This is a genomic window from Mesocryomonas lacus (assembly GCF_055730105.2).
The window spans coordinates 208,071-219,334 of sequence record NZ_JBUZWF020000008.1 but is presented as its reverse complement, the minus strand read 5'-3'; the positions used below and the strand labels follow the sequence as shown (position 1 = coordinate 219,334).

The window sequence follows — 11,264 nt, the reverse complement described above, 5'->3', positions numbered from 1 at the left end:
GAACTAAAGACGCGATCCCACCGTCAATCTCTGGCTTCATTTGACCGTCCTTCTCCGAATGGGGACGCGGAAGGTAGGAGTTTAAGGACTCTACAGCACCGCTCGCTGTTCGAGCCTCCTGGTGATGTCAGCCTGCGGCCCGAAGCTGGTTACGTCCCGCCCTTTTGGCGCCATAGAGAGCGACGTCAGCTGCGTTGACGAGGGCACTGCCAGATGAGGCGCTGCATCCCGCCTTGAAGCTGGCCTCGGCCACCCCGATGCTGACGGTGACGCGGCCGTCGATGCCCTTGGGGTGGGGGATGGCTTTCTGCCGAACAATCGCCAGGCATCGCCGAGCCGTCGCCGTTGCGTCCTCTTGACCACTACCCTCGAGGATGAGCGCAAATTCCTCACCTCCATAACGCGATACGTGGCCGCCAGCGTCCGCAGCTTCGCTGAGGGCGACTGCTACAACGCGCAAGGCTTCGTCGCCGGCCTGGTGTCCCAGGCTGTCATTGTAGCTCTTGAAGCGATCGACATCGATCATCAAGATAGAGACAAGCCCGCAGGCTGCCTGCTGCCGGGCAATGGCCTCCGACAGCGCTTGGTCGAAACTGCGTCGGTTCGGCAGTCCGGTCAAAGCATCCAGACCGGACAAGGCCTCCAATCTCAGATTGGCCTCGACGAGTTGGATGCGAAGACGTTCGCTTTCGCTAAGGGCCCGATGCAGTTCCTCCTCAGTGCGCTTCTGCCTGGTAATGTCCATGCTGACGGCGAGGAGACGCAGAGGCCGGCCATCCATCGCCCGGTCGACAATCTTTCCCCGGCTGAAGATCCACCGCGGCATGCCGTCTTTCGCCGTTACCCGGTAGACGGCCTCGAAGAATTCGGACTCTTCTGCTTCCACCGCTCGGAGCGCATCGGCGACGACCAACCTGTCGTGCGGATCGACGATGTCCCACGGCACAATGTTGTCGACGATCTCATGATCGTAGTAGCCAAGCACCGTCTTCCAGTGACGCGACCGCCACACCCTGTCGGTGGTGAAGTCCAGCTCCCAAATCCATTGTCCCGAGACATCCAGCGCGAATTCGGCCTGGGCGCCTGGCCGAACGAGAGGCTGCAGGGGGATAAGCGAAAGCATGTTTGCCAATTTCGTCATCCGCCGACCTGCCGCCTTCAACTCCAGCGAGAGTGTTGAACATGTCACGCTGGCCAACAGTGGGAAAGCACGGTGGGGCCGTGCCGCGTTTTATTTCCGGCCGAAGCCCCACGGCAGCACGTGTTCGGCAGGGTGACGTGAAGACTTTCTTCGTGACCTCAATCCGGCGTAAATCAGAGACTTTCTCCACGCTGCCAAGAATGCACTAGCGCAGCGGACGGCGGCTCCGAGGGCATGGTGCCGTAGTCATGCTGTCTGACGCACCCACCCCGGTAGCAACCCCGCGCTGTGCGCCATCCCCGTGGCAACAGGATCAAAAACCGTCATCATCATGCGGACGGCTTAACTGGACGACAGGAACAGCACCCACGCTCACAAGCATGCCCACAGGAACAACGAGACGGCATCTCGACCTGGATGAGAACGGTCAGGCTCTCATATTGGACAGGATCGTCATCTTGGGATCACGGATAGGGCCGGCCTGATCCAATTCGTACCTGGCTATAAAACGCTTCAGAAATTGTTCACGGAAAGCTTTGCTTTTCAGCTCCGCGACATTCATCTTGCGTTCGATCCAGGCTGCTTGGCTTTGCAAGCTGGCGGATGACTGCGCCGTCGCGCCACCAAGGGCCGTTCGAACCACTTCGAGTAAGGTCTGGTCTGCCAGAATGGACCACGGCCCGTCGATCTGTTCGGCATGCCGCTCGAAATATAGAGCCATCCGCGCGGCGTCGCTGACCTTTCCCACCTGATCCTCCAGAACCTCGCGATAATAGCCGGCAGCGACCTCGGCGACGGTGGCCGAGGCCTCATGGCTCAAGGCTCCCGACTCGTCGATGGCAAAGGCGGTTGCAAGGCTCAGGTAGCGGCTGTCCGTCATCCGAAAGGCCAGATCGGTCGGTGCGTCGGTTCCCCCGGCGAGGACGCGACGGATCAGTCCCTTTGAGCTTGCGGCGCCTTCTAGACCAAAGGCCTTCGTAGCATAGGCGTAGAGTGCCGAGTTCTGCATGAACTCGTCGAGGGTCGCGGTTTGGGCGACGGCGTTGCCGAAAGTCCTGGTGGCATCCGCGACCTTCGCCTGGCCTGCAACTTTAGCCAGCTCTGCGGGCATGTTCCGGGAAATGCGAGCATAGGCGGTGATGGCGCTCGTCATCGTGTTATTATTCCACAAAAGGGTAAAATCGCCCGCCCGAAAGCGCGTTTGTCGAGGACGTCAGAGGGTAGATGGAAAAATCCCCCCTGCCGGGGTGGTGACCGAGAAGGCGGCTGGGGCACCGGACGGCGATGTGATGGCCTGCGCCGCATCCGTTCGGCTGGTGGCATAGGCGGCGAGGACGGCTGGCATCCCGCCGGGCGGAAGCTGACGGAGGGACGACGTTCCAGGAGCGGCCATCTTCAGATGCGTGTCGCCCGTTCTCTCTATCGGCGCCTGTGAGGCCTTCATCGCGTCGCCTACACGCTCCGCCAGATCTTCAGACTGCATGACCTTCTGAACCGCCTTGGCCATTTCCATGCGCCGATCAAGGTCCAGCGGCGCCCGAATCGGTGACGCAGCCTTGGCGGAAGGACGCTGCGCCGACAGCTTCGCCAACTGACTGAACGCGTTCAGTGCTGCGGATGTCGACGAGGCCGCCTGCGGCACAGCAGCAGCCGTGCTTGCCGCAGGTGTACTCGTAGGCGCTACGCCGTCGGACAGCTGGGTAGATACGGTCGTTGCGGGCGCGATGTCCGCCGGCGCATCGGAGACGATCGTCGTGCTCGCTTCAGCCGCTGGAATAGTCGTCGTCGTCGGCGGCGGCGAACTGCTGATGGCGATCAGAGAGTCGCCAAGATTTGTCTGGGTTGTGAGGGTGGTATTGATGGGCGTCAAAGTCGTGGTGGCCATCGAGGTCGACGGCGATGTTGTGGTGGTTGTCTGAGTGGTCAGAGAGGTGGTAGGGGACGTTGTAGACGTTGTAGACGTCGTCGTGCCGGTGGTTGACGAGGTCGATGTGGTGGACCGTGTTTTGGTACCAAACAGCAGCCCAAGGACAGAACCAATCAGTGACATGTGCATCTCCTAAAATGAAAGAGGCCGGAACAACTCCGACTTGAATGCATATGCCACTATAAGTGATAAATAGACGTATCTCCTCATGTATCCTTTTGAACGTTAGTTTATCTGTCAATCTTCCGAATATTAAGAATTGCGTTTCAATAATTTTAGACAATACCGGGCGGTCCATTTCGCTTGATCGTCTCGTGCGGCTTCGCCAAGCCGCGTCGTTATCAACAGGCACGCAGGTCGAACGGCACGCCATCATAAAACGGCGCCTATATTGCGAACGGCGCGCCTTAAGGCTTCCCCCTTCTCAGCAGAAGCATGCCGATGATCGGCCATTTTCCGTCAGACAGATCGCCTGTTGCCAAAGCTACCTCCAGGAGAAAACGTTCATAACACCCCAAACGATCTGGGTTGCCGAGTGGTGTCGCGAGAACCTAGCTATGCGCGGTATCCAGCATGACCCGGATCAGGTTCGAGGGTTCGACTTTGCCGTATCCAATGGCGCGAGCGCACCCGCAGAGAGTCGATAGCAGAGTTCTTTCGCCAGCCCGTCGCAACAAATGGCCGCTCCAGTCAGTCGGGCTGCCGCTATAAGACCAGCGCGCCCGACTGCTGAAACCCCAAGCCATCTTGGCGCAGATCCTCAATCAGCAACGCTTCGACCCACTCCTGCCGAATTCGATCAAAAAATCGCCGCAGCTGGGGAGATACCGGTTTCGGTGGCGATGCTGTCGAACTGGTCGAGGGTGCCGAAGAAGGCCGGCTTGACCTTGCCGAGCTTGCTGCCGTCGACGACGAGCGTCCGGCGCACCGCGCGGCGCATGACGGCCTGCTTGATCGGCACCTCGTGGAAATTCGAGCAGCTGAGCCCGTGGTCGGCATGAATGCCGCCAGCGGAGATGAACGCGTGGTTGATGCCGAGGCGGTCGAGCGAGCGCAGCGCTTCCTCGCTGGAAAAGGTGCCGGATGAGGGGTGGAAGAGCCCGCCTAAAAGGATCAGCCGGACGTTCGTGCGGGCAGCCAGAAGGTTGGCGACGTTCATCGCATAGCAGATCACCGTCAGCGTTCCTTGCCGCGGCAGATGCGGCACGATGTGCGGGGTTGTCGTACCGCAGTCGATGAAGATCGTTTCGTCCGGCTCGACCAGCGACGCCGCGCGCTGCCCGGCGGCCGCCTTTGCTTCGGCATGAGCGTCGCTCTCCGCGTCCAGCCGGTAACTCGGATTGCGCTCGGCGCCTGCCGGCAGGATGTAGCCACCGAGATAGGTGAAAGTCTCGGGAGACGTCGCGAGGTCGCGCCGGACGGTCATCTCCGATACCCCCAGGAGGCTTGCAGCCTCTTTCAGATGCAGCACGCCCGATGTCTTGAGGCCGCCTTCGAGGGCGGCAATGCGATGGGGCTTCTTCATGGCGTCCCTTGGGATAACGTCGGGGGACGCTCGCGGCATCCCCTTGACCCGTCAAGCCCCCTGTGAAACATTCCTCCCAACAAATGTGAGAAATCTCACAAGTTGCGGTTCCTGACCGCCAGTTGCATTGGGAGGATATGGCCATCGCCAGCCCGCGTTCGTCGATAGAGCTTGCCAGCCTGATCGACCACACCATCCTGAAGGCCGATGCCAGCCGCACGGAGGTTCGGCGCCATTGCGAGGAAGCACTGGCCCACGGCTTCGCCTCAGTCTGCGTCAACGGCGTTCACGCCGGCTTTGTCGCCGAGCTCCTCGCCGGCAGCAGCGTCAAGACCTGCGTCGTCGTCGGCTTCCCGCTGGGGGCGGGCTCGGGCGAGGCGAAGGCCGCCGAGACCGCGATCGTAATCGCCGCGGGCGCGGACGAGATCGACATGGTCGTCGACATCGGCGCCTTGCGCGAAGGCGATGCCGAGCGCGTCGCTGCCGACATCGCCGCCGTCCGCGCCGCCTGCCAGGGGAAGGTGCTGAAGGTCATCCTCGAGACCTGCCTCCTCGACGATGCGCAGAAGGAGCTCGGCTGCCGCCTGTCGAAGGAGGCGGGCGCCGATTTCGTCAAGACCTCGACCGGCTTCTCGACCGGCGGCGCCACCGTCGCCGACATCGCGTTGATGCGCCGGGTCGTCGGCCCGGACATGGGCGTCAAGGCGTCCGGCGGTATCCGCACCGCGGAGATCGCGCGCGCCATGGTGGAGGCCGGGGCCACGCGGATCGGCGCGAGTGCGAGCGTCGCGATCGTCGGCGGCACGCCGGGGACGGCGTCCGGCTACTAACGGCTAAACCCGGGTGGCGGCATCCGGACGAGACTGCAGGGCGTCTCCGGGAGGGGCGTCCTGGCTGCCCGCGTCAGGCGGGGCGGCGAAGGTTCAACTGACGGCATCAGGCCGTTCTCGGGAGGAGAGAAGATGAAGAAGCTGTTCGCAACCATGGCCATCGGCCTGTCGCTGCTGGCGCTGCCCGCGGCCGCCGCCGGGGTGGTCGACACCAGCAAGGTCCGCACCGACATCACGACGGATGCCGCCGGCAAGAAGTTCACCATCGCCACCGTCGTCAAGGTCGACGGCATCGCCTGGTTCGACCGCATGCGCGCCGGCGTCGAGCAGTTCGCCTCCGACACCGGCCAGGACTCCTTCCAGGTCGGCCCGAGCCAGGCGGATGCCGCGGCCCAGGTGCAGATCGTCGAGAACCTCATCGCCCAGGGCGTCGATGCCATCTGCATCGTTCCGTTCTCGGTCGAAGCCGTCGAGCCGGTGCTCGCCAAGGCCCGCGAGCGCGGCATCGTGGTGATCGCGCACGAGGCGTCGAACATCAAGAACGCCGACTACGTGCTCGAGGCCTTCGATAACAAGGCTTATGGCGCCAAGCTGATGGAAGTGCTCGGCAAGAGCATGGGCGGCGAGGGCCAGTACGTCACCACTGTCGGCAGCCTCACCTCGCAGTCGCAGAACGAGTGGATCGACGGCGCCGTCGCCTATCAGAAGGAGCACTTCCCGAAGATGGCCGAGGCGACCAAGCGCCTCGAGACCTATGACGACGCCAACACCGACTACACCCGCCTGTCGGAAGCGCTGACCACCTATCCCGAGATCAAGGGCATCCTCGGCGGACCGATGCCGACCTCGGCGGGCGCCGGTCGCCTGATCGCCGAAAAGGGGCTGAAGGACAAGGTGTTCTTCGCCGGAACCGGCCTGCCGTCCGTCGCCGGCCAGTACCTGCAGGAAGGCGACATCCAGTACATCCAGTTCTGGGACCCGGCGGTCGCCGGCTACGCCATGAACACGCTGGCGGTCATGGCCCTCACCGGCAAGAAGGACGAGATCAAGGCCGGCCTGAACCTTGGCCTCACCGGCTACGACAAGCTGATCACACCGGAAGGCGGCGCGGCGAACCTCCTCTACGGCCAGGGCTGGGTCGGCGTCACCAGCGCCAACATGGGCGATTACGACTTCTAGTCGGATCGAACGGGACGGACGGCAGCACCCCTGCCGTCCGTTTCCATTCCCCAGCGATCGCCGAGGCTCCCCGCCATCGGCGCATTTCCTTTCCTTGGGCGCGGTTTTCGCCCGCCCGGTTCCGAACGGCAATTCATGGCCGATCCCCTGATCGAACTCAGCTCCGTCACCAAGCGGTTTCCCGGCATGAAGGCGCTCGATGCGATCGACTTCGCGATCGCGCCGGCGGAAATCTGCTGCCTTGCCGGCGAGAACGGCTCGGGCAAGTCGACCCTCATCAAGATCATCTCCGGCATCTACCAGCCGGACGAGGGCGAGATCCGGATCGACGGCGCCGCCATGCTGGCGCTGACGCCGCGCGATGCCATCGCCCACGGCGTCCAGGTGATCTACCAGGATTTCTCGCTGTTCCCGAACCTCACGGTCGCCGAGAACCTGTCGCTGAACAAGCTCCTCAGCGACGACCGCAAGCTCGCCAACCGCGGCGAGATGCGCAGGCTCGGGCGCCAAGCGCTCGACCGGCTCGGCGTCGACATCGACCTCGAAGCCGAGGTCGGCAGCCTGTCGACCGCCGACCGGCAGATCGTCGCCATCGCCCGGGCGCTGATGTCGGACGTGCGTCTCCTCATCATGGACGAGCCGACGACTGCGCTCACCGGCCGCGAAGTCGACCGGCTGTTCGCCATCGTCCGCGAGATTCAGGCCAAGGGCATCGCCATCCTCTTCGTCAGCCACAAGATGACGGAGATGCTGGAGATTTCCGAGCGCATCGTCGTCTTCCGCAACGGCGCCAAGGTGGCAGAGGGGCCGACGTCCGAGTTCGACGAGGCCAAGATCACCCGCGCGATGACCGGCCAGGACATCGGCCAGGAGCGCTACGTCTGGACCGATGCCGGCAAGGCGCCGCGCCTCGACGTCAAGGGTCTCGGCGTCGATGGTCTGGTCGAGGACGTCGATCTGTCGCTTGGCGCCGGCGAGATCGTCGGGCTTTGCGGCTTGCTCGGCTCCGGCCGGACGGAGCTCGCGCTGGCGCTGTTCGGCATGCGGCCGGATCATCGCGGCACCATCCGCATCGACGGAACGCCGCTGACGCTCGGCAGCGTCCAGGACGCGGTCGCCGCCGGCATCGCCTACGTGCCCGAAGACCGGCTGTCCGAGGGCCTGTTCATGAGCCAGTCGATCGCCCGCAACATCGTCGCCAGCGTCATCGACGGCACCACCCGCGGCGCCTTCGTCGACCGCGAGCGCGTGGCCGGCATGGCGACCGATACGGTTGCGGCCATGCGCATCGCCACGCCCGACGTCGAGAAGCATGTCGGCCAGCTGTCGGGCGGCAACCAGCAGCGCGTCGTCATCGGCCGCTGGCTGCTGACCGGGCCGAAGGTGCTGATCCTCAACGGCCCGACGGTCGGCGTCGACGTCGGCTCCAAGGCGGAGATCCACCGCCGCATCCGCGAGCTCGCCGTCGCCAATGGCCTCGCCGTTCTGATGATCTCGGACGACGTTCCGGAACTCCTGCAGAACTGCAACCGCATCCTCGTCATGCACCGCGGCCGCATGGTCGAGGAGATCGATCCCGCCGAAGTCGTCGAAGCCGACGTTCACGGCAAGCTGAAGAGCCTGCGCTGATGCTCGCCCCCCTGTTCCGCCGTTCCGAAACCGTCATCGCGCTGATCCTCGTCGCGGGAATGATCGTCATCGGCCTGATCAACCCGGCTTTCTGGTCGCTCGACAACCTGTTCAGCCTGGTGCGCGCCAACGTCATCATCGGCATCATGGCGCTGAGCGTCCTGATGGTGATGATCTCGGGCGGCATCGACGTGTCGTTTCCGGCCTTCGCCGCCGCCGCGATGTACCTCACGGTCATTGCGATGAACCATTTCGGCTACCAGGGCGTCGTCCTGCCGCTGGTCGGCGCGACGGTGATCGGCCTCGTCTGCGGCCTCTTGAACGCCTTCTTCATCCACACTTTCAGGATGATCCCGCTGATCGTCACGCTCGGCACCGCCTCGGTGGTGCGCGGTCTCCTCCTGGGGCTGGTCGGCACCAGCATCATCAACATCGACCGCATGCCGAAATCGCTGATCGCCTTCGGCCGCACCACGGTCGAGGTCGGCGGCAGCGCGCTGACAGCCATGGTCTTCGTCTATCTCGGCATCGCCGTCGCGGTCTGGCTGTTCCTGACACGCACCATGGCGGGGCGCGGCATCTACGCCTATGGCGGCGACCCCGAGTCCGCCAAGCGTGTCGGCTTCAACACAAGGCGCATCGTCTATCTCGTCTACGGCCTCGCCGGGGCGCTGGCGGGCTTTGCCGGCCTGCTGCACGCCTCGATGATCTGGCTTGCCAACCCGCGCGACTTCGTCGGCTTCGAGCTCGACGTCATCGCCGCCGTGGTGCTCGGCGGCGCCTCGATCTTCGGCGGCCGCGGCTCGGTGCTCGGCACGCTGCTTGGCGTCTTCATGCTGGTGCTGATCAAGAACAGCCTGATCATCATGCGCGTCGACAATACCTGGCAAGGCGTCGTCGTCGGCGGCGTGATCGTGTTCGCGACCGCGCTGACGGCTTGGCGCGACCGCAAGAAGCTGGCGTGAGGAGACGGTGATGAAACAGAGTTTCGACTTCCGCCGCTTCGCCAACCGCGACAACAACATCCTGCAGCTTCTGATCATCACCGCGGTGATCTTCGCCGTGATGTCGTTTCTCGAGCCGACGAAGTTCCTGCGCTACTACAATTTCGAGTCCATCAGTTTCGTTTTTCCCGAGCTGGGGATCCTCGCCATCGCCATGATGCTGGCCATGCTCACCGGCGGCATCGACCTGTCGGTGATCGGCATCGCCAATCTTTCCGGCATCCTCGCCGGCGTGTTCTTCGCCCGCTTCACGGCTGATGCCACCGGCATGCCTGAGCTGCTGCGGGTCGGGCTCGGCGTTCTCCTGGCTTTGTCGGTCGGCGTTCTCGCCGGCCTCCTCAACGGCCTTCTCATCGCCAAGGCAAAGATCACGCCGATCCTCGCGACGCTCGGCACCGGGCAGATCTTCACCGGCTTCTGCGTCGTCCTCACCGGCGGCCCAGCCATCACCGGCTTCCCCGCCTATTGGGGCGCGATCGGCAACGGCAAGATCCTCGGGCTCGCCGCGCCTCTGGTGCTGTTCCTCCTGGTCGCCGTCGTCATCACGGTCGTCCTCACCCGCACGCCTTTCGGCCTCAACCTGATGCTGATCGGCACGAACGCGCGCGCTGCGGTGTTCGCCGGGCTGAAGAAGGATCGGATGATCCTCTATTCCTACATGACCACCGGGGCGCTGGCGTCGATCGCCGGCATCATGCTGTCCGGCCGGACCAATGCGGCAAAGTCCGACTACGGCACCTCCTACCTCCTTCAAGCGGTGCTGATCGCCGTCCTCGGCGGCACCAATCCCGCCGGTGGGCGCGGCACCGTCGCTGGCGTCTCGATCGCCGTCGTCGCGCTGATGCTGCTCGCCTCCGGCTTCCAGATGATGCGCTTCTCCAACCACCTGATCGACTTCATCTGGGGCGGCTTCCTGCTCCTCGTCATCGCGATCAACGCCTTCCGGAACCACAGCCGATGAGGGTGCATCTGCGCCCCGCGGCCTTCGACGAGGTCGAACGCCCCGCCGTCGAGCATGCCGGCCTGTCGGCCAGCCTCTTCCGCTACCCGACCGGCGTCGAGGCGGTCCGGCTGTCGAACGGCCGCGGCCATCTCGTGGTGCTGCCTTTTCTCGGGCAGATGATCTGGCAGGCCGTGTTCGACGGCGTCGACCTGACGATGAAGAGCATCTTCAAGGCACCCCGCCGCGTGGCGACGATCGCCGAGACCTATGGCTGCTTTGCCTTCCATTCCGGCCTCCTGCGCAACGGCGTGCCGGGCCTAGACGACAGCCATCCCGCGCATGGCGAGATGCCCTGCGCGGCGATGGATTCTGCCGGCATCGAGGCGGGCGAGGACGCCGAGGGGCCGTTCCTGCGCCTCTTCGGGGAATATGAATACGCGATGGGGTTTGGCGCGCACTACGCGGCGCGGCCCTCGGTAACGCTGCGGTCCGGCGGGACCTTTGACATGGCGATGACGGTGGAGAACCTCTCGGCCGCGCCGATGGATCTTATGTACATGGCGCACGTGAACTTCGCCTATAGCGAGGGCGCCGAGATCCTGCAGCAGGCGCCGTTCACCCCCGCGCACACCCGCGTGCGAACGGCCGTCCCGCGGCATGTGACGCCGGATCCCGCCTATCTCGCCTTCATCGACGCGCTGGCGGCCGATCCCGCGGCAAGCCGGGTGATGAACCAGACCGAGCGATATTTCCCCGAACAGGTCTTCTATCTCGAAGGCCTCGCCACCGACGCCGAAGGGTTTACCCGCGCGATGCTGCGGCGGCCCGAGGGTGACAGCTTCTGGCTCCGCCACCGCCCGGCGGAGTTCGGCAAAACGGTGCGCTGGATTCTCGCCGGCCCCGACCAGTCGGTCTGCGCCTTAGCGCTGCCCTCGACCTGCGAGCCCGAGGGCTATACGGCGGAGAGGGCCAAGGGCAATGTCCGGCAGCTGCCGGGCGGCGACGGCGGCGTTCAGCGTCCGCATGGGCCATCTCGATCCCGCCGAAACCGATGCCGAGATCCGCTCTCTCTAATCTCTTGAAGGA

The 11,264-nt window shown here is 64.2% G+C and carries 10 protein-coding genes; 6 read left to right on the top strand and 4 right to left on the bottom strand.

The features are described from left to right. Positions 1-127 precede the first annotated feature (127 nt). From ACZLZQ_RS22400 to ACZLZQ_RS22385, 4 genes are all read right to left on the bottom strand, one after another. Complete coding sequence (locus tag ACZLZQ_RS22400; RefSeq protein WP_472951321.1) at positions 128-1,123, bottom strand: diguanylate cyclase domain-containing protein; 996 nt, start codon at positions 1,121-1,123, stop codon at positions 128-130. 445 nt (positions 1,124-1,568) lie between these two features. After that, complete coding sequence (locus ACZLZQ_RS22395; protein ID WP_472951319.1) at positions 1,569-2,294, bottom strand: DUF1217 domain-containing protein; 726 nt, start codon at positions 2,292-2,294, stop codon at positions 1,569-1,571. A 60-nt stretch (positions 2,295-2,354) separates the two neighbouring features. Then, positions 2,355-3,191: a hypothetical protein gene (locus ACZLZQ_RS22390; protein WP_472951317.1), complete on the bottom strand. Its 837-nt coding sequence runs from the start codon at positions 3,189-3,191 to the stop codon at positions 2,355-2,357. A 676-nt stretch (positions 3,192-3,867) separates the two neighbouring features. Continuing rightward, positions 3,868-4,593 (bottom strand): DeoR family transcriptional regulator, encoded by a 726-nt coding sequence (locus ACZLZQ_RS22385; RefSeq protein WP_472935615.1) that lies wholly within the window; start codon positions 4,591-4,593, stop codon positions 3,868-3,870. 137 nt (positions 4,594-4,730) lie between these two features. Here ACZLZQ_RS22385 and deoC point away from each other — a divergent pair, with 137 nt between their 5' ends. From deoC to ACZLZQ_RS22355, 6 genes are all read left to right on the top strand, one after another. Then, complete coding sequence (gene deoC, locus ACZLZQ_RS22380) at positions 4,731-5,423, top strand: deoxyribose-phosphate aldolase (RefSeq protein WP_472951315.1); 693 nt, start codon at positions 4,731-4,733, stop codon at positions 5,421-5,423. Positions 5,424-5,555: 132 nt separating this feature from the next. After that, on the top strand, positions 5,556-6,602 hold the full coding sequence (locus ACZLZQ_RS22375; protein ID WP_472935617.1) for an autoinducer 2 ABC transporter substrate-binding protein: 1,047 nt from the start codon (positions 5,556-5,558) through the stop codon (positions 6,600-6,602). 135 nt (positions 6,603-6,737) lie between these two features. Further along, entirely contained in the window at positions 6,738-8,231 is a 1,494-nt protein-coding gene (locus ACZLZQ_RS22370) for a sugar ABC transporter ATP-binding protein (RefSeq protein WP_472951313.1), read from the top strand. Further along, positions 8,231-9,196, top strand: a complete 966-nt coding sequence (locus ACZLZQ_RS22365; protein WP_472951311.1) for an ABC transporter permease — start codon at positions 8,231-8,233, stop codon at positions 9,194-9,196. The genes ACZLZQ_RS22370 and ACZLZQ_RS22365 overlap by 1 nt, the downstream gene beginning before the upstream one ends. Positions 9,197-9,206: 10 nt before the next feature. Continuing rightward, on the top strand, positions 9,207-10,196 hold the full coding sequence (locus ACZLZQ_RS22360) for an ABC transporter permease (protein ID WP_472951310.1): 990 nt from the start codon (positions 9,207-9,209) through the stop codon (positions 10,194-10,196). Next, on the top strand, positions 10,193-11,260 hold the full coding sequence (locus ACZLZQ_RS22355) for a DUF4432 family protein (RefSeq protein ID WP_472951308.1): 1,068 nt from the start codon (positions 10,193-10,195) through the stop codon (positions 11,258-11,260). Before ACZLZQ_RS22360 ends, ACZLZQ_RS22355 begins: the two co-directional genes overlap by 4 nt. Positions 11,261-11,264 lie beyond the last annotated feature (4 nt).

Coding starts and splice junctions, on each gene's coding strand:
- ACZLZQ_RS22360 (WP_472951310.1), top strand. CDS start 9,207: ATGAAACAGAGTTTCGACTTCCGCCGCTTCGCCAACCGCGACAACAAC.
- deoC (WP_472951315.1), top strand. CDS start 4,731: ATGGCCATCGCCAGCCCGCGTTCGTCGATAGAGCTTGCCAGCCTGATC.
- ACZLZQ_RS22375 (WP_472935617.1), top strand. CDS start 5,556: ATGAAGAAGCTGTTCGCAACCATGGCCATCGGCCTGTCGCTGCTGGCG.
- ACZLZQ_RS22365 (WP_472951311.1), top strand. CDS start 8,231: ATGCTCGCCCCCCTGTTCCGCCGTTCCGAAACCGTCATCGCGCTGATC.
- ACZLZQ_RS22390 (WP_472951317.1), bottom strand. CDS start 3,191: ATGTCACTGATTGGTTCTGTCCTTGGGCTGCTGTTTGGTACCAAAACA.
- ACZLZQ_RS22355 (WP_472951308.1), top strand. CDS start 10,193: ATGAGGGTGCATCTGCGCCCCGCGGCCTTCGACGAGGTCGAACGCCCC.
- ACZLZQ_RS22395 (WP_472951319.1), bottom strand. CDS start 2,294: ATGACGAGCGCCATCACCGCCTATGCTCGCATTTCCCGGAACATGCCC.
- ACZLZQ_RS22385 (WP_472935615.1), bottom strand. CDS start 4,593: ATGAAGAAGCCCCATCGCATTGCCGCCCTCGAAGGCGGCCTCAAGACA.
- ACZLZQ_RS22400 (WP_472951321.1), bottom strand. CDS start 1,123: ATGCTTTCGCTTATCCCCCTGCAGCCTCTCGTTCGGCCAGGCGCCCAG.
- ACZLZQ_RS22370 (WP_472951313.1), top strand. CDS start 6,738: ATGGCCGATCCCCTGATCGAACTCAGCTCCGTCACCAAGCGGTTTCCC.